This window comes from Streptomyces tendae (assembly GCF_014650435.1).
In the GTDB taxonomy this organism is placed as follows: Bacteria; Actinomycetota; Actinomycetes; order Streptomycetales; family Streptomycetaceae; genus Streptomyces; species Streptomyces tendae.
The window spans coordinates 25280-43344 of the sequence record NZ_BMUY01000023.1; the positions used below are offsets into that span (position 1 = coordinate 25280).

17 protein-coding genes are annotated in these 18065 nt (G+C 71.6%); 11 read left to right on the top strand and 6 right to left on the bottom strand.

All coding sequences use genetic code 11. The annotated features are described in order from the left end of the window. Positions 1–62 precede the first annotated feature (62 nt). The gene (locus IE258_RS37980) at positions 63–863 is read right to left on the bottom strand and encodes a GNAT family N-acetyltransferase (protein WP_189750348.1); all 801 of its coding nucleotides are present in this window, start codon (positions 861–863) and stop codon (positions 63–65) included. 224 nt (positions 864–1087) lie between these two features. Between IE258_RS37980 and IE258_RS37985 the strand changes: the two genes are divergently transcribed. Next, positions 1088–2470 (top strand): MFS transporter, encoded by a 1383-nt coding sequence (locus IE258_RS37985; RefSeq protein WP_229892690.1) that lies wholly within the window; start codon positions 1088–1090, stop codon positions 2468–2470. A 159-nt stretch (positions 2471–2629) separates the two neighbouring features. Beyond that, positions 2630–4324 (top strand): thiamine pyrophosphate-binding protein, encoded by a 1695-nt coding sequence (locus IE258_RS37990; RefSeq protein WP_229892691.1) that lies wholly within the window; start codon positions 2630–2632, stop codon positions 4322–4324. 22 nt (positions 4325–4346) lie between these two features. Here IE258_RS37990 and IE258_RS37995 read toward each other — a convergent pair whose 3' ends face one another. Both IE258_RS37995 and IE258_RS38000 read right to left on the bottom strand, forming a co-directional pair. Then, a complete protein-coding gene (locus tag IE258_RS37995; protein ID WP_189750351.1) occupies positions 4347–5819 on the bottom strand; it encodes an MFS transporter in 1473 nt (490 codons plus the stop codon). A 56-nt stretch (positions 5820–5875) separates the two neighbouring features. Beyond that, positions 5876–6925, bottom strand: a complete 1050-nt coding sequence (locus tag IE258_RS38000; RefSeq protein ID WP_189750352.1) for an LLM class flavin-dependent oxidoreductase — start codon at positions 6923–6925, stop codon at positions 5876–5878. 184 nt (positions 6926–7109) lie between these two features. On the opposite strand from IE258_RS38000, the gene IE258_RS38005 reads away from it, so the two are divergent. From IE258_RS38005 to IE258_RS38015, 3 genes are all read left to right on the top strand, one after another. Further along, on the top strand, positions 7110–7682 hold the full coding sequence (locus tag IE258_RS38005; RefSeq protein ID WP_189750353.1) for a TetR/AcrR family transcriptional regulator: 573 nt from the start codon (positions 7110–7112) through the stop codon (positions 7680–7682). Between the two features lie 197 nt (positions 7683–7879). Beyond that, positions 7880–8134 (top strand): hypothetical protein, encoded by a 255-nt coding sequence (locus IE258_RS38010; protein WP_189750354.1) that lies wholly within the window; start codon positions 7880–7882, stop codon positions 8132–8134. A 45-nt stretch (positions 8135–8179) separates the two neighbouring features. Then, positions 8180–8938: a hypothetical protein gene (locus IE258_RS38015; RefSeq protein ID WP_189750355.1), complete on the top strand. Its 759-nt coding sequence runs from the start codon at positions 8180–8182 to the stop codon at positions 8936–8938. Positions 8939–8980: 42 nt separating this feature from the next. On the opposite strand, the gene IE258_RS41825 is transcribed toward IE258_RS38015, so the two are convergent. Next, positions 8981–10531 (bottom strand): S53 family peptidase, encoded by a 1551-nt coding sequence (locus IE258_RS41825; protein WP_189750356.1) that lies wholly within the window; start codon positions 10529–10531, stop codon positions 8981–8983. Between the two features lie 254 nt (positions 10532–10785). Here IE258_RS41825 and IE258_RS38025 point away from each other — a divergent pair, with 254 nt between their 5' ends. The 4 genes from IE258_RS38025 to IE258_RS38040 all read left to right on the top strand — a co-directional run bounded on the left by IE258_RS38025 (position 10786) and on the right by IE258_RS38040 (position 14830). Continuing rightward, positions 10786–11274 (top strand): SRPBCC family protein, encoded by a 489-nt coding sequence (locus tag IE258_RS38025; RefSeq protein ID WP_189750357.1) that lies wholly within the window; start codon positions 10786–10788, stop codon positions 11272–11274. Positions 11275–11465: 191 nt separating this feature from the next. Beyond that, positions 11466–11942 (top strand): SsgA family sporulation/cell division regulator, encoded by a 477-nt coding sequence (locus IE258_RS38030; RefSeq protein ID WP_189750358.1) that lies wholly within the window; start codon positions 11466–11468, stop codon positions 11940–11942. A 1563-nt stretch (positions 11943–13505) separates the two neighbouring features. Next, positions 13506–14264, top strand: coding sequence for a DUF4232 domain-containing protein (locus IE258_RS38035; RefSeq protein WP_189750359.1), 759 nt, complete (start codon positions 13506–13508; stop codon positions 14262–14264). 149 nt (positions 14265–14413) lie between these two features. Continuing rightward, positions 14414–14830 (top strand): PGPGW domain-containing protein, encoded by a 417-nt coding sequence (locus IE258_RS38040; RefSeq protein ID WP_189750360.1) that lies wholly within the window; start codon positions 14414–14416, stop codon positions 14828–14830. 231 nt (positions 14831–15061) lie between these two features. On the opposite strand, the gene IE258_RS38045 is transcribed toward IE258_RS38040, so the two are convergent. Next, positions 15062–15922: a Bax inhibitor-1/YccA family membrane protein gene (locus IE258_RS38045; protein ID WP_229892692.1), complete on the bottom strand. Its 861-nt coding sequence runs from the start codon at positions 15920–15922 to the stop codon at positions 15062–15064. A gap of 238 nt (positions 15923–16160) precedes the next feature. On the opposite strand from IE258_RS38045, the gene IE258_RS38050 reads away from it, so the two are divergent. Further along, entirely contained in the window at positions 16161–16526 is a 366-nt protein-coding gene (locus tag IE258_RS38050) for a response regulator (protein WP_189750362.1), read from the top strand. Positions 16527–16552: 26 nt separating this feature from the next. Here the strand turns inward: IE258_RS38050 and IE258_RS38055 are convergent, their stop codons facing one another. After that, a complete protein-coding gene (locus IE258_RS38055) occupies positions 16553–17212 on the bottom strand; it encodes a response regulator transcription factor (protein ID WP_189750363.1) in 660 nt (219 codons plus the stop codon). Between the two features lie 205 nt (positions 17213–17417). On the opposite strand from IE258_RS38055, the gene IE258_RS38060 reads away from it, so the two are divergent. Further along, entirely contained in the window at positions 17418–17825 is a 408-nt protein-coding gene (locus IE258_RS38060) for an SsgA family sporulation/cell division regulator (protein ID WP_189750364.1), read from the top strand. The last annotated feature ends 240 nt before the right edge of the window (positions 17826–18065 follow it).

Genomic DNA, 18065 nt, shown 5'->3' on the forward strand with positions numbered 1-18065 from the left:
CGCCGCACTCGCCGCGCATCGGCGCCGGGGATCAGATCGGCGCTGGGGATCAGTGCCCGGGATCAGCCCTTCAGGCTGTAGAAGCGCATCGGTGAGTTCGGCTTGAAACCGATACGGGGGTACAGGGGCGCCCCAGCGGCGGTCGCGTGCAGCGTGGCACGGGTCAGGCCGGTGGCGCGGGCCCCCTCGTACAGCGCCTTGCGTGTCACCGCCTCGCCGTACCCGCGGCGCTCCCACCGCGGATCGGTGGCGACGAGCACCACGAACAGCCGGCCCTCTGCTTCCACGGTCGCCGCACACGTCACCGGGACGCCGTCCCGCAGGCCGAGGTAGGCGTGCACCTGGTCCTTCCACAGCGAGGAGCCGAGGAGACCGTCGCGGCCGTCCTCCAGGGCGAAGCCGTAGGCACGCGAGTTGAGGTCCGCGTACGCCCGCAGGTGTGCGTCGGTGCTCACGCGTACGAACGTCAGGTCGGGATGAGCCGGATCGGGGACGGGGAGCAGGTCGCCGGCCATGCCGGTGCCGGGAAAGGCGTGTTCCAGGCCGGCCCGCTCCGTCGCGTCGGTCAGCGCGGCGAGCGCCGCGTCGTCCAGGAGGCCCTCGAAAACCCAGAGGAAACCGGGCTGCTTCTTCGAGCGCATGATGTCCGCCGCCCGGCGGACACGTTGCCCGACGAGTTCCGCGCCCGCACTGACGTCGGTAAGGGTGACGCAGTTCCAGAAGGCGAACCGGCAGTCCGCCCAGCGAACGGCGACGCCCGGCAGGTCCCGCACGTCCGCGTCGGCGTCCCGGTCCAGCACCATGGCCCGCCAGACCGCGGCGAGCTGCTGCATCGATTCGACCGAATCCGTGAGAACTGTCATCGGGGCTCCCGAAACGTGTGAGTGGGCGAACCATAGTTACCACCACCGGGCACCGGGCAGTGAACCTTTCGGATAGGGCCCCCCGTTGTGCTGATGAGGGTTCCCGCTGGTGCGTGGTGCGACAGCGGGAACCCTCACCAACGGGGCACCGGGGGCTGGTTGCGGGGCCGGACGAGTTACCTCTAGCGTCGCCCGACATGGAAGTTGGAAAATCAAACTCACCGATGAATGGCCGTGCGACCGTCTGGATCGTCGCGGCCGGTGTCTTCGTCGTGAACCTGGACCTGTTTATCGTCAATGTGGCGGTCCCCGCCATCGGCACCGACTTCGGCGACGCCCCGCTCACCTCGCTGTCCTGGGTGCTGAACGCGTACGCGATCGTCTTCGCCGCCCTGCTCGTCGTGGCCGGCCGCCTCGCCGACCGTTACGGACACCGCCCCACGTTCCTGCTGGGGCTCGCCCTGTTCACCGCGGCCTCCGTGCTCTGCGCCGCCTCGCCCTCGGTTGGATGGCTGATCGCGGCCCGCGCCGTCCAGGCCGCCGGAGCGGCGGCCCTCATGCCCACCTCGCTCGCCCTGCTTCTGATCGTCACCCCGGCGCAAAGCCGCCCGCGCGCCATCCGCGGGTGGGCGGCCGTTGGCGGCATTGCGGCCGGCCTCGGCCCGGTCGTCGGCGGCGTGCTGGTGGAGGCCGACTGGCGCTGGACCTTCCTCGTCAACGTTCCCGTGGGCGCGATCGGGCTGCTCGCCGGGGCGCGCTTCCTGCCCGCCGACAGTCCGGACCGCGACGGCGCGTTGCCGGACCTGGCCGGTGCCGCCCTGCTCACTCTGACGATCGGCACGCTGGCGCTTGGCCTGGTCCGGGCCGACGACTGGGGCTGGGCCTCACCCGGCGTCGTCGGTTCACTGGCCGCGGCAGCCCTGCTGGGCGCCGTCTTCTGGTGGCGCTCGGCCCGCCATCCGGTGCCGGTCGTCGAAATACCCATGCTGCGCATACGTGCCTTCGGCGTCGCCACGCTGTCCGCACTGCTCTTCACGGTCGCCTTCGCCGCGGTGCTCCTCACCTCCGTGCTGTGGTGCCAGCAGGTCTGGGGCTACTCGGCGATCCGCACCGGCCTGGCGATCGCGCCCGGCCCGCTGGTCGTGCCGGTCGTCACGGTCCTCTCGGGGCCGGTCATCCGCAGGTTCGGCGCGGGCGTGACGTCCATGACCGGCTGCCTGCTGATCGCCGTCGGCGTCGGGTGGTGGACCGCCGCGCTCGGCATCGACCCGCACTACCTCGCCCGGTTCTTCCCCGGCATGCTGATCACTGGTGTGGGCGTCGGCTTCGCCCTGCCCACGCTGATCGGCGCCGCCGCGGCCGCCCTTCCGGCAGCTCGGTTCGCCACCGGCTCGGCCGTCACCACGATGGCGCGCCAGACCGGTTCCGTGCTCGGCGTGGCCATCACCGCGACACTGCTCGGCACGCCCGACACCGGGGACAGCGCGCTGACGGCCTTTCATCACGCCTGGACCGCGGCCGCGATCGCCTCCGTGGTCGCCGCCGCCACCGCCCTCGCCATGCAGGTCCGCGCCCGCGAGACGAGCGTCGCTGCCTCTCCGTCGTGAACCTTCCCCGCGCACCGATACGTGTCCTGTGCAGGTAACCCGTCGGGGTTCACCGGTCCGCTCACCCGACCGCGTCGGTGCGCGTGGCACAGCCAACGGGAAGGTGCCCATGAAACGCCCCTGCGACCCCATGCCGTATACCCAGCCCGGGCGGCACCGATGACACCGGTGACCACCTTCGCGGAGGCCATCGGCCGGACACTCGCCGACAATGGAGTCGGGCACGCCTTCGGGGTGGTGGCCAACGGCAACGTCCTGGCCGTCACCCAGCTCACCTCGCACGGAGTGCGCTACCTGTCCGCCCGCCACGAGGGCGGAGCGGTCACCATGGCCGATGCCTACTTCCGGACCACCGGCGAGGTCGCGGTCTGCACCACCGGCAGCGGTCCTGGCCTGACCAACACGGCCACCGGCCTGACCGACGCCGTCAAGCACCGCAGCGGCATACTGCTGCTGTGCGGGGACACCCCCGTGGCCGGTCCGCGCCGGATCGACATCGACCAGGCCGCGTTCCTGTCCGCCCTCGGCGTGCCCGCGATCCGGCTGACCGACCCCGCGACCGTGCGCAGCGACACCCTCGATGCCCTGCGGCGGGCGCGCACCGAACAGCGGCCGGTGGCACTGTGCCTGCCGCCCGACCTCATCAGCGCACACGTCACCGAACCGGTTGGCGGGGCGGCACTCGGCCCGGCAACCGCGCCGCTTTCCGGGTGGCCGCCCGAACGGCAGGCGCCGCCCGTCGTGGAGACCGTCCTGGACCGCCTGGCCGCAGCCCGCAGGCCGTTGATCCTCGGAGGGCTGGGCGCCTGGCGGGCGGGGGCGGCGAAGGCCCTCACCGACCTGGGCGAGCGGCTCGGGGCCCTCCACACGACCAGTGCCATGGCCGCTGGCCTCTTCAACGGCTCCCCTTGGTCGCTGGGTGTGTGCGGCGGTTTCGCCTCCCCGCGCGCCGCCGAACTGATCGGGCGGGCCGACCTGGTCCTCGCCTTCGGAGCGAGTCTGGACCGGTGGACGCTGGCCGACGGCCGACTCCTCGGGCCCGAGGCCACGCTGGTGCAGGTGGACACCAGGACCACTCCGACCGCCGACCGGGTGGACCTGCTGGTCGGCGGCGACGCCGCCGAGGTGGCCGCGGCGCTCCTCGACGGCGCCGAGGCACGCGGCCTCCCCCGCTCCGGCTGGCGCACCGAGGCCACTGACCGGCTCGCCTGCCTGGGCTGGGACCGGGAGCCCTACGAGGATGTCGGCACCGGCGACCGGATCGACCCCCGTACCCTCACTCTCGCTCTGGCTGAACTGCTGCCTCGGGAACGCACCCTGGTCACCGACGGCGGCCACTTCGTCGGCTGGCCCGCCATGTACTGGACGGTCCCCGATCCGGCGGCCTACGTGTTCACCGGCGCCGCCTTCCAGAGCATCGGCCTCGGCTTCGCGGGCGCCGTCGGCGCGGCCGTGGGCCGGGGCGATCGCATCACGGTCGTGGCGCTCGGCGACGGCGGGGCGCTGATGGGTCTGCCCGAGCTCGAGACCCTCGTGCGCGCCGGCCGCTCGGCGCTGGTGGTGATCTACGACGACGGCGGCTACGGCATGGAGGTCGTTCTCTACGGCGAACTGGGCGCCGACCGCGACACCATGGTCTTCGGCGACACCGACTTCGCGGCCACAGCCCGGGCTCTTGGCGCCCGCACAGCCACCGTGCGCTCCGTCGCCGACCTCACGGCGGTCCGCGACTGGCGGGCGGAGGGCGCCGAGGGGGTCCTCGTCCTCGACTGCAAGGTCGTCCCCGAGGTCGTGGCCGACTGCCTCGCCGGTCTGACCTCGGTCATCAGCGGCCGGAAACCGTCGACTCCATAGCGCGGCGGCGCGGGGCGCGGGCCTACCGGGCCGCCGACCTGCGGCCGAGGTGCCCGAAGAGGGCCGCGGCAGCCGACACCGCGGCGACGGTGTAGGCGGTGACGCTCAGCGCGTGGCCGGAGTCCGCCGCCGGGGCGGGGAGGTGCACCTGGCCGAGGAAGAGCGTGCCGATTACGGAGACACCCAGGACCTGGCCGAGCTGGATGACGGTGTTCATCACGCCGCTGGCGTCGGCGGCGTCGGCGGGGGCGACCCGGCTGAGGGCCAGGCCGAACAGCGGCCCGTACGCGACGCCGGAGCTGAGCCCGACGACGCCCAGGGCCGTCTCCGCCGCCGAACCGACCTGCGCGCCGTCGCTCTGCGTCAGCCCGAGGGCGACGTAGCCTGCCGCGGAGACCAGCAGCCCGGCCGCCGGCAGGAGGGCGTGTATGCGCGCCGGCAGCCGCCGCCAATACAGGCCGCCCAGGCCGAAGCCGACGACCAGGGGCAGGAAGAGAACTCCGGCGTGCTCGGGGCTGTAGCCCAGGGCGCCCTGGAGGTGGAGCGCGGCGGTGAACAGGCTGCCCGAGAAGGCGACCAGGACAAGACAGATGGAGACGGCGGCCGGTGCCAGCGCGGGGGAGCGCAGCACACGTGTCTCGATCAGCGGGTCGCCGCCCGAGGCGGTCACCCGCCGTTCGCACACCACGAACGCGGCGAACGAGGCCACCGACGCGGCCAGCATGACCCAGGTCCAGGCGGGCCAGCCGGTCTCGTGGCCCAGCACCAGCGGCATGACGAACAGGCCGAGCGCCGCGGCGAGCAGCAGCAGACCGGGGATGTCCGGCCTCCGGCCGCGTACCCCTTCGACGGTGGGCAGCAGGCTCCGGCCCGCGATCAGCAGGACCGCGCCGACCGGCACGTTGACGAGGAAGACCGCGCGCCAGCCGCTGCCGAAGAGATCGGCGCCCACCAGCACACCGCCGAGGATCTGGCCCACCACGGCGCCCGCGGCGAGCACCGCGGTGTAGACCCCGAGCGCCCTGACCCGGGACGGGCCGGTGAGCGAGTGCTGGATGAGGGACATGACCTGCGGCACCAACAGCGCCGCTCCCGCCCCCTGGAGCAGCCGGAAACCGGTCAGCCATCCCGCGCCGGGGGCCAGTCCGCAGGCGAGCGAGGCCACGGTGAACAGGGCCGTGCCGAGCATGAAGAGTCGGCTGTAGCCGTACCGGCTGCCCAGGCGGGCGCTGGTGATCAGCAGCACGGCGTAGACGACGGTGTAGCCCGCGACGATCACCTGGAGGGCCGGTCCCGAGGCATGCAGGTCGCTCTGGATGGTGCGTGCGGCGACGTTCACGATGGAGACATCGAGGGTGGCCATGAACTGGCCGGTCAGGATCAGGGCGAGCAGCCATCTGGAACCCGTCCCGGCCGGTGCCGCTGCCACAGCCGTGGCGGGAGCGTCCCCCCGGTCGCCGGAGCCGTCGGCCGCGCGGGGAGCGGCGTTCGTCATGGTGATGTTCCTTTCGGAGGGCCTCGGGCCCGGGGTCGCTGGTGGTGCGGGAGGTGTCAGGCGCGGCGCGGGACGAGACCGAACTCCTCGGCCACGAGGGCGTACGAACGCTCCCGTGCCTCGAAGTCGTGGATCATCGTGGTCAGCATCAACTCGTCGGCTTCAGTGCGCTTCTGCAGATCCGTCAGGCCGGTGCGGACCGCGTCCGGCGTTCCGTGGACGACGGCGTCCAGCCAGCCGTCGACGAACTGCCGCTGATCCGTCGTGTACGGGTACGTCTCCGCGGTGCCGGCGGTCGGCACGGCGGACTGCCTGCCCTGCCGCGCGTGCATCATCATCAGGGCGCCCGGCCGGGCCAGGCGCAGGGCCTCCGCCTCGGTGGCGGCGCAGGTGACGTTGACGGACACCATGACGTGGGGTTCCGACAGGTTCTCGGAGGGCCGGAACGCGCTGCGGTACAGGTCGATCGCCCGCAGGGCCTGGGAGGAGTTGATGTGGAAGGCGGCGGCGAAGGGCAGGCCCAGGCGCGCGGCCGTCTCGGCACCGGTCGTGCCGGATCCGAGCGTCCACACGGGAAGCCCGGGGGCCTGCGGCACCACGTGGACGTTGTCGCGGTGGTAGGGGTGGTCCTCGGGGAACCCCATGCGGCAGAAGCCCAGCAGTTCCTCCACCAGGGCCAGGAAGTCCTCGCTCTGCGTGTCGTCGCTGGCGCGGCGCAGCGCCTGGGCGACGGCGGGCAGGCCACCGGGGTTGCGGCCGACGCCGAGGTCGATGCGCCCGGGATTGAGGGCGTTCAGCACGCCGAACTGCTCGGCCACGACCAGCGGTGCGTGGTTGGTCAGCATCACTCCGCCAGAACCGAGCCGGATCGTGCTGGTGGCACCGGCGAGGTGGGCGAGGAGCACGGCGGGGGCGGGGCTGCCCGAGGCGGGGAAGCTGTGGTGTTCCGCGACCCAGAAGCGCCGGTACCCCCAGTGCTCCGCAGCTTGGGCCAGTGCGGTGGTCTGGCGCAGCGCGACCGCCGGCTCGGTTCCCTCGCCGACCACGGTCAGGTCGAGCACCGACAGGGGGGCTGGGCTGCTGCCGGACGGTGTCGTGCGGTACATGTTCCACTCCTCGGTACTGCGGGAGATTAATCGGACTTAAGGGTCCACTTAACTGAAAGGATAAATGGACCCCAGGGTCCGGTCAAATGCGGGGACATGGCCGGCGTTTGCCGGAGAAAGTAAACGGACCGTATAGTCCGATTAAATCGGCCCTGGGTAGCGAGCAAGGAAAGGGGCGCCTCTCGTGTCAGTCCGTCCCTCACCGCCCGCCCGGTCCGAGGTACCGTCCCGCCGGGCGGACGCACGCCGCAACCACGAGAGGGTCTTCGAGGCGGCGCTGGAGGTCTTCCAGGAGCACGGGCTGCAGGGCACCGTGCCCCAGATCGCCGCGCGGGCCGGAGTCGGCAAGGCGACGGTCTACCGCAGCTACCCCTCCAAGGAGGACCTCGTGGAGGCAGCCGTGCAGCATCGCCTGGCCGAACTGCGCCGCCGCCTCGCGTCCGCCGTGACCGGCGTCGAACCCCGGGAGGCCTTCGGTACGTACGCCCTGCGCCTCTTCGAGAGCCTCGCCCGGGACCGGTTGCTGTCCGAGGCGCTGGCCGGGGCCGAGTCCTCGGACGCGGTCGGGCTGCTGCAGTGGCTCACGGAGCTGCTGGAGGAGGCAAAGGCCGCCGCGCTCGTCCGTCCCGACGTCACCGTGCTGGATCTGCGCGTGGTGCTGTGCGGCGTGGTCCTGCAGCTGGCGACATTCGCCGAGCGGGACTCCGCCCTGTGGCGCCGCTACGCCCGGCTGACCCTTCAGGCACTGCGCCCCTGAGCCGCGGTCCCGCCGCCCGCGGGGAGAGCGAGCGGGAGGGCGAGCGCACCGACAATCCGGTCGTCATGTGACGTATGCCGCGGCGCCGGGCCGTACGCACACTGGACGTACAAGCACAGTTGGTATCCACCGGCCGACGGCCGCCTCCACAGAAGAAGGACCACCAAGGCCGTCAACCCACCTGGAAAGGCACTCTCATGGTCACCGAAAGCTCCTGGCTCGTAGGGTTCGACTTCCGCACGGCAAGCGGCCGGGTCGTGCACCACTTCTACGTCGTCTCCGGAACCTTCGACCCCGAACTCGCCCGCGACATGGCGCTGGAGAGGGCCGACGCACCGGGCGAGCGCGCCGCCCGCGGCGGACTGCGAGTGGACGGCGACCATGCCGACACCCGCCAACTGGTCTCCGACCTCCTGGGCGTGCGGCACCTGTCCGCCCCGAGCCGGATCTGACGGCCGAGGTGTGAACTCTTTCGGGCCTCAGCTCGTCTGCCGGGTGTGCTCAGTCGACGCTCTCCCGCCGCGGCGCGGGACACCCCACCGCAGTCGCCCTCTACGGGCCGTCCCACCCACGACCGGCTCCACCTGCTGCTCTCCCTCATCTCCCTGGTCGTCGTGCTCGTCTCGGTCAACAGGAAGCACAGCGCCACCCTCGCCCCCGTCGCGGACAACGGGTTCCTGCGCTGGGTGGAGGCCGGAAACATGGCGCTCGGGCTGTGCACCGTGGTCCTCTACCACCTGGTCGTCACCCACCTGACGAACGCCGCTCCCCACCGGGGGTGTGGGGCCGGTGCCGCGCCCGGCATCCTCCTGGTGACCGGCGCGTACCTGTACGCACTGAGTCTCGGCGACCACGAGATCACCAACTATCGCCACGGGCGCTTCTGTTCCGCCATCTCGTCCTCGCTGTGCCGGGTCGTCGCCTTCAACGACGACGTCTTCTCCGACCTGCTCTTCCTGGCCGGCTTCACCGTCCTCAACGTCACGGTCATACTGACGCAGGTCCGCCACCCGTCCACCCGTGCCCTGCGGCCGTGGGACAACATCCTGATCGTCGTCAACGCCCTCTTCGTCGCCGCGGCCATCACGGCCAACCTGGCTTTCGAGAAAGCGCAGTTCGATCCGTTCGTGGTCGCGGCGACAGCCGCACTCGACGTGGTCCTGCTGGCCCGTGCGCCGCACCAGCCGATGCTGCGTTACTACGCCGTCGCCTACACCGGCGGAATCGTGGCCTCGGTCCTGATCAGATCGCGGTGACCGGCCGACGCCGCCGGTGGGTGTGTGCGGCAGGCGGTGCGCTCACGCGGGCCCGGCGGGAGAGGAGCCCAGGCGCCGGCGGAGACTCTCCAGCAGCGCGGTGCCGTCCGGAGCGCCCAGACCGGTGTTCGGGTCCCAGCCGGGGGACGAGGCGTACGCCCCGTTGTTGCCCGCGACGACGTCGCGGAACCCCTCGGTCACCCTGTCGGGGCCGGTCGGACCCTCGTAGAGCAGCGGAGCCAACAGACCGAGCGGGCGGCCGAGGCCCTGTGCGAGCCTGCATACGAGCGCGGCCCACAGGGGCGTGGCCGCGCTCGTGCCGCCGATGAAGCCGGTTTGCCCGTTGAAGAGGATCTGGTAGCCCGTCGCCGGGTCGGCGTTGGCCGCGACGTCCGGCACGCCCCGCCCCGGGGTGTCCGAGCCCACCCGGGCGGGCACCCCCACCGAGGCCTGCCATTCCGGCAGACCGAAGAACCGGCTCACCCCGCCGCCGGTCGCCCCGTCCGCCCCCGTGTTCCACACCGTCTCGGACTCGATCGTGCCGGTGTCCGGGGAGCCGACCAGGGTGGTGCCGCCACAGGCGAGCACGTGCGGGCTTGACGCCGGGAAGTTCACGTGGGATCCGCCGTCGTACACGCCGTCGCTGCTGCCCTCGTTGCCGATGGCCGCGCACACGGTGACACCCAGGGCCGCCGCCTCGGCGAACAGGTCGTCCATCGCCCGGAGCACCTGGTCGCTGGAGTGCGCCTCCGGAGCGCCCCAGCTCAGGCTGATCGCGGTCGGCGTCGGCGTGGCGTGGATCGCGGCGCGGAGCGCGTCGATCGCGCCCTGGTCGGAGTTGGGCGCGAAGTACACGACCAGGTCGGCGCCCGGAGCCAGCGCCCCGGCCACCTGCACGTCCAGGACCACCTCCAGGTCACCGGGGCCTCCCGGCTCGTTCTGCGCCCCTCCCACGCTCACCGTGCGGATGGCCGGGACGGGCAGGCCGAGACCGGTGAAGTAGGCATCCATGTCCTCCGCCCGGAATCCGCCGCCCGTAACGACGATCGCCAGCGTCTGTCCGGATCCGTCGGTGCCGGCCGGGAAGCGGTACAGCGCGCCCAGCTCCGGTGGCGTGTACAGGAGCCGCTGCTGCCCCGGGAAGGTCCGGAACTCCGGGCGCAGCCGCGGACGCGTGTCGAGGCCGATGACCGAGACCACGACGCCCTCCAGCTCCGGGGGGAGAACCGTCCCGCCCTCCCACGCCCGGTACGTGCCGGGCTGCTCGGTGAACGCATCGACGACCGAGGCGTGGGCGGCCCGGCCGCCGAAGACCCGCGCGACCTGGGACGCGGGCGCGGACACGGCCACGCGCCGCGCCGCGGCGTCGATGTCGGCCACCTCGAACCCGTACTCCCGCACCGTGTCACACACGTGTGCGAGATCCTCGGGCGAGGCGCCGTAGCCGATGACGAGTTCCCGCTGCGAGATCGTGTCCGGCCCTTCCACCAGGCCGGCCGGCAGTGGTCGGCTCCGGCGCACCAGCAACGTCAGCTCCACGGGGGCCGAGGTGTCCAGTTCTCCCTGCGCGGGTGCGGGGACCGAATGGGTCATGTTCGTGCCTTTCGTCGGGTGGGCCGGCGGCTGGGAGACGCGCGGCGCCGCTGCTCTGACCACGTGCCGCGGCGGCAGAAGGTTCGCTCGCCCCCCCGTCCGCATCCCACGCGTGCCACCCGCTGCTCAGTCATTTGACGTATCCCCTCTCGCGGCCCGGCGTGCACAGTGGAGGAAGGCGGGCATGGCCCTGCGGGGCTTCCTTCTCACGGCGGCCGTACCCTCGCCGACCAGCAGCTCGAGAGGGACACCGGATGCACGACGCCTCACACGGCCACCCGGACATGCACTGGCCGTCCGGGTTCACGCCCAAGAGCGCTCACAGCTTCTGTCAGGCGCGGGCCGTGATCAACTCCTCGCCGGACCTGGTCTTCGCGTTGCTCACGGACATGGCCCGCTGGCCGGAATGGGTTCCGGGCATCACCGGGGTCCGGCTCGGTGCCCATGCGAGCGCGTTCGAGGTGGAGCTGCACCGGCACCGGTTCGAGGTCATCATCGGCGAGCACGAGCCGCCCCGTCGGCTCGGCTGGTCGGGGATCGGCGCCGGAGTGCAGCTCTATCAGGCGTGGCTGCTCACGGAGGCCGGGGACCGGACACACGTCGTGACCGAGGCCGTCGTGCGTGGCCCCGCCGCCAGGAGCATCGACGCCCTGTCCCCCGCCTGGGCGGAGCGCCTGAACGCCCGGTGGCTCGCGCAGCTCAAGAGGCTCGCCGAGACCGCGCCGGAAGCCACCACGACCTGATGCCCGACCACTGCGGCAGCCGTGGCCGATGCCCTGCGGGGCCCGGGCTTTTCGGCCTCCTCCCGGGCTGCGGCCCGCCCCACGTCGGCGACGTGGTTCTTTCCTCCCCCGTCAAGTGACGTATGCCTGCGGTCGTTTCACGGAGAAGAGTGAGAGGCGTCGAGTCCGCACCACGGAAGGAAGTACTCGTCATGGACGGTCCCCGAAGCGATGCCCGGTCCCGGCAGGACACGCCCTCGGACCCGCCCACGCTGTCCCTGGGCATTCACCGGGTGCTGGACGGGTTCGTCCGGCACCCCATGAGCGCAGAATTCCGGTTCGATCCGGGCTTCCCCTTGATCGTGACCCTGAAGCTCATGGCCGAGGAAGGGGGAAGCGTGACCTGGCGCATCAGTCGCGAGCTCCTTCACAAGGGCCTGCACTCGGTGAGCGGCAGTGGCGACGTACGGGTGTGGCCCGCCCGCTCCGGCGACCGGGTCACGGCGTGGCTGCTGCTCGACGCCCGTGACATGAGTGCCCTGTTCGAGCTGCCGGTCCCGCCGATCGATGCGTGGCTGGAGGAGACCTACCGGGTCACGCCGCCCGAGGCGGAGATGGACGCACTGGACTGGGACGCCTTTCTCACGGAGGTGCTGGACGCCCCCGGGCCGACCGACTTGCACCATTGAGAGCCGCGCGAGGGGGGCGGGGCCGCGCCGGCCTCTCCGGCCGCGGCCCCCGGAGGACGGAAGGCGGAGTGCCCGGCGTCGATCGCCGGCCGGGCGCCGCGTCAGGACTGGGTCCAGGTCTTCCGGTTCGCGGCCTCGGCGTCCGAGTAGTTGTTCCAGTTGACACGCATCATGGCCGCGACGGCGCCGAGCACACCGCCCTGCGACGGGAAGCGTCGAAAGCTCCTGCCAACCCCGGATCGCCTCCCGCGGTGGCCAGTCGGCCTCCTCTCCGAACAGCTCGGTGCGGAGTGTGGCGGCAGCACGCATGGCTTGGGACCACTGCGCACCGACGGTTTCCCAGCTGTGCCTGCCGGATTCGCTGCGGTGCAACCGGTCGGCGAGATCCGTCAGTGCCCCGTCCAGGTTCCGCAGCCCGGCGACGGCGAGGGCACGCTCCCTCTCGGTATGCCGGGTGACTTCGCCCGTGGAGAACAACCGTGCCTGGGTCCCATGCCACACTGCGCAGCACGTCGGGATCGGCCTGGGACGTGCCACCCGGCAGGGGGACCCGCTCGACGTTGCGGTGCCACATGATCGTGTGTGCTTCGATCAGGAACTTGTCGGGGAGACCCTTGTGCTGCGTGCCCGCAGGAGTGGAAGGCCGCTCTTCATGCGCGTCCGCAGCAGTCTCGGGACGGGACCTGACCGAGGTGAAACGGAGCGTGTCGCCGTGTGCGGAGAGGGTGTAGTACTCGGCGGCGCCGGTGTTCCGGGCGAGTCGAGTGCGGGATCTCCTCGAGGTCGGCGATGGGTTCGATCCACTCGATGTCCGTGTGGAAGTAGGCCTCGGCGGCGAGGTGGACGAAGTCCCGGTCGTAGGCCTGCCATCTGCGCGCGCACGGTCCGGCCGCCCGCAAGGCGGTTCGAGTCATGGCCGAACTCGTAGCCGACGCGGCCGGACCGGTGGGGGTGGGGCCTGGTGACGAGGGTGACGTCGGAACCGCGACCGGCCTCCGCCCCGCTCCCGGCGCCCGGGTCCGACCCCTTCGGCGCGTCAAGGACCCTCCTGAGAATCCCGGGTGAGACGACGTCGGCGGAAGCAGCAGGCCGCGCCGCCCCGTCGGGTCCGAGTGCCGCGGACGGGCGCGCCTCGCGTTCCTCCGTCACCCGAGTGAGGATCTGCCCGTAGGCCTCGGAGAGCAGGCATTGCGCCCGCTCGATGGCCTCCTGCAGCTCCGACGGGCTCAGACCCGCGCCGAACCGTGCCGCGACATCCTGTTCCACAGGGAAACACGTCTGGTCAGCGCCCGGACCAACGGGGGAATCGTTCACTGTAGTCAGACCTCCACGCCTGGCATCGGCGGACGTGAGACACGTATGACCCGCGGAACACAGACGACGAGCGTAGCCCGTGCCACCGTGCGCCTTGCCGGGCCTCGGTCGGCGGGCATTCGACAGCGACTCTTCTCGTCCTGCTTGGTGCACACTTGTCCCATCCCGTTGCATACCTGTCTCCGCACCCGAGGGTGTGCGGGTTACTTCGGGCCGAGACCTCAGGATCAGGAGAGGGAGCAGCAGCGCATGGCGACAGCACGGAACGGTGCGAACCGACGGAGCGGGGTTCCAGGTGTGCGGCGGCTGGCGGTGGGCGCCGCGGTGCTGGGTGCCTGTGCGGTGGGACTGACGGCCTGTGCCGGCGGAGGTGGCGACGGCGACAGCGCCGCGAGCGCCCCGGCGGGCTCTTTCTTGGCGTCCGCCCAGGCTCCAGCGGGGTCCGGCGATGCGGACGGTACCGACGGCTCGGACGGCACCGGCACGGCGTCGGCGCGACCGTCCTCGGGGGCCGTGGCGGGACCGGCCGACCATGACGACGGTGCCGGTCGGGAGGCGCCCGGCACCGACGGCGGTAAGCGGCGGTGCGTGGCGGCGGACCTGGCACCGGCGCTCGTGTCCAACGGCCAGGAGATGAACAGCGAGTACTTCGACCTGCGGCTCCGAAACACGGGCTCCGCGTCCTGTGTCCTGCAGGGCTACCCCGGAGTCTCGCTTGCGGACACGGATGGCCGACGGATCGGGGAACCGGCGATCCGTGGCACGGACGGGGGCAGTGGCGCCCGCGCGGTGACGCTCGGGCCGGGACGGATCGCGCACGCCGTGGTGAAGACCGCGGGCGAGGAGATCAGCGGGGGCGCCTGCTGGGCGACATCCGCCTCCGTGATCGTCTACCCGCCGGGGTCGAAGGAGTCCGTGGCGGTACGAGGCCCGGACGGGCTGCGCGTGTGCGGTGGGGTCTTCACGGTGGGCCCGGTGACGGACGCGGCGCCGTCGGCAGGCGGCTGAGCGGGTTCGCCCTTGTCCGGTGGCGACTCATCCCGAACGCCGCATCGTGCGTCACCGGCTTGACTGGTGACGCGTTTTGAGTAAAGTTGCCCGCATTGGTTCGACAGGTTTCTTATCTCCTGTTTCTCCTCGATCGGACGGAGAGTGTCATGAGCAGAGGCAGTGTGGTGAGCCGGGGAGCCGCGCTCGTGGCGGGCGGGGCCCTGTTGCTGACCGGTGTCGCACTGCTCGTGCTGCCCGGACCCGGCCTGCTCCTGGTGCTCGCCGGTCTTCTGGTCCTCTCGCGCCGGTTCCCCTCCCTGACCCGCTACGTCGATCCCGTGCAGGAGCGAGCTCTGCGCGCGGCCGCGGACAGTGTCTCGTCGCCGCTGCGGATCGCCGCCTCCGTGCTGACCGGGGCGGCTCTGATCGCGTCCGGGCTCGTGTGGGGGCTGGAGCCCCGGCTGCCGTTCGGCGGCTGGGCCACGGGAGCCGGCCTGATTGTGTCCGGCCTCGTCCTCTTCGCGCTGCTGGTGTGGAGCCACCATCAAGCCCGATCGGACGGCGGCGAGTTCCGAGGTCCGTGAGAGGCCCCGGACTCCGACGGGTACGACGGAGGGGCGGTCGGGCCCTCCACAGCCCGACCGCCCCTCCTTTTCGTCCCGAAGGTCCAGCTTCCCGCTCGCGAGACCGGCGTACCGGTTCGAACACTCAGCGGCGTGGGAGGCCGCCCGCCTTCGGTTATCTGATACACGAGACGGACCCCCGTGGGGGTTCACCGGCGGGGGAGAAATGTGTCGGCGGGAACGGGAGCCGAGTCAGGGGAGGTCGTGGGGTGTGGTGAGGGTGAGGAGGCGGAGGGTTTCGACGTAGAGCCAGGTGAGGGTGAGGGTGAGCCCTAGGGCAGCCGGCCAGGCCTGGGTGCGGGGGGTGCCATGGGTGATCTCGTGTTCGACACGGCGCAGGTGGAGGGAGAGGAAGCAGATGGCGGTGAGGAGTCCGGTGAGGCCGGTGGCGGCGCCGGGCAGGAGGTGCTGGAGGCCGAGGACGGCCGGGGTGGTGGCGGTGGTCAGGGTGAAGTCGGCGGCGATGAGAAGGTTGACGCCGAGGGCGGCGGCGGTGGCGAGGCCGTGGGTGCGGCTGCCGACGCGGACCCAGTGCAGGGCGTAGGCGGTCAGGACGCCGGCGTGGGCGGTCAGGGTACCCAGGACGAACTGGACCAGGATGCCTGGGGAGAGGTGGGTGGAGACGGTGTTGGACAGGACGCCGAGGAAGGCTCCCTGGGCGGGGGCGAAGGCCAGGGTGAGCAGGGGAGAGGGCCGGCCGGTGCGGCACTGGATGAGGACCGGGACGGCGGCGGTCAGGCCGGCCGCGGCGGCGACCGTGTAAGAGGCGGCGGTGTCGGTGGGGGCAACCGGCGGCACCAGCCAGGACAGGACGGCCGTGAACGCGGTGAGTACGAACGCGAGCGCCGCGCGGGCCAGTACCGGGCCCATCAACAGCAGATCACCGACCTGATGGGGCAGCACGGACCGACCCGATTGCGCCGACTGCACCGACGGTTCGTCCACGCCGGGCGGGACCAGTTGTCGTACCTCGTCCGGGTCCCCGGCCGTCGTCTTCCACCCGCCGTGACGCCCCAGCACCCGCCGCGACAGCACCGGATTACTGCTCTTCAACGAACGTGTCTCGACCGGTATCACGCCAATCCCCTCCAGCAGTCGAGCCACGAGGGCCCCCCACCCCATACGTGTCATCAGATACGTACATACATATCAAATTCGGGGAAGCGGGGGCCACAGGCGACCGGGTCCCGCAGGCCGCCAAGGAATCGCCTGCCCCACCCCTCCCGGGCATGCGCAAAGCGTAGGGCTCCCCCTATGGTCCCGACGCGCGGCGCATGGGCATGCTGGGACCATGTGCATCAACATCGTGGTCGTCGACGACGATCCCGGATTCCGCCGTATCGCCACTGTGCTGCTGACGGCACGTGGACTGCGGGTGGTGGCGGAGTCCGGGGACGGCGCCTCGGCGCTGGCCGCGGTGCGGGCGCACCGTCCTCACGGGCTGCTGCTCGATCTGCACCTGCCCGACCTGGACGGACTGGCCGTCGCACGGCTGCTCAAGAAGGAGGAGCACCCGCCGAGGACCGTGCTGACCTCCACCGAGCAGTCGTACTGGTCGCAGGAGGAGCTGGAACAGGCCGGCATCGAGTCCTTCATCGCCAAGGACCGGCTGTCCGAGGCCGACCTGCGGCACATCTTCGCCCCGGCTGGCTCCTGACGGCCCCGCCCGGGGGCAGGGCGCGGCTACTGCTCGAGGTAGCGCAGCACCGCCATCACCCGCCGGTGCTGCCCCGACGACGACTGGCTGAGCCCCAGTTTCAGGAAGATGCCGGTCACATGCCGTTCCACGGCGGCGACGCTCACGAACAGCCGCTCTGAGATTCCCGTGTTGGAGTGTCCCTCGGCCATCAGCGCCAGCACCTCTCGCTCCTTCGGGGTGAGCGCGGCCAGCGGATCCTCGGGACGCTTGCGCCCCAGCAAGGCCGAGATCACGTCCGGGTCGAGGGCCGAGCCGCGCGCGACGACCCGCTCGACGGCGTCGGTGAGTACCTGCGGACTGGCCACCTTCTCCTTGAGGAGATAGCCCACCCCGCTCGGGTCGTCCCCCACCAGGTCCAGCGCGTAGGAGGCGTCCAGGAACTGGGAGAGGACGATGACGGCCGTCTCCGGCCGCGTGGCGCGGATCTCCTGTGCGGCACGCAGCCCGTCGGTCTCCAGGCCCGGCGGCATCCGGATGTCGGTGATCACCACGTCGGGCCGGTGCTCCCGGGCTGCGCCGAGGAGGTCCGTCGCGTTGTCGACGGCGGCGGCCACCTCGATGCCGGCCCTGCGAAGTATGGCTGTGATGCCCTCGCGCACGATCGCCTGGTCCTCGCCGAGCACCGCCCGTAGTGGTTGGCTCATGGCCGCATCCTAGCCCGGTCCTGGCCGGACACAGACGGAAGATACGTGTGAGAGACACCCCCCGACCGTGGGGCACACCCTACAGAGCCGTGAGGACGGCCCGAGGGGCGTCGAGGGAACGCACGACAGACTGTGCCGCCACCCGCTCGGAGACTGGGTGTGCGGGCCGCGGCCGACTGCCCGGCAGAGCACCTAGGAGACCACGATGAACAAGTGCAACCTCACCCTGGACGTCGCTCGCTGGCTGTCCCCCGAACTCGCCCTGACGCTGTCCTGCGAGTTCTCGTACGCCGAGCAGGATCCGTTCGCCGTCACCGTGGTCCTGGACGCCGACGGCAAGCGGCCGGTGCGCTGGGTCCTGTCCAGGGACCTGCTGGCCGACGGGCTTAGCGCCCGCACGGGGGAGGGCGACGTGATGGTCTGGCCGATGTACGACCTGCCCGACGGCGGGGCGCCCTCCTTCTGTCTGCGGCTGGTGAACACCGTCGCGGCGGTCTTCGAGATACCTACCGAACCGGTCGCGCAGTGGCTCGCCCACACCTACACCCTGGTGCCCCGTGGGTCCGAGATGGACGGTGTGGACTGGGACGAGCTGTCGCAGCTCGCGGACTGAGCGACACCACCGGGGCCTTTGGGCGGTTCACTTGGCGGCGGAACGGCGCCTGTGCGACTCTGATGCCCCACTCCAGGGAGGGCTGTCCGTGATGCTGGGCATGGTCGTGTGGGACCTCCGCACCCGCGCTTCGACGCGGGAGCGGTAGCCACCGGCTGACTCCACGTACCCGCCCGTCCCAGGACCGGCGGCGGTCCCGCCTGCCTCTTGTCGAAGTGCACTCCGTATCCCCGCACGTTC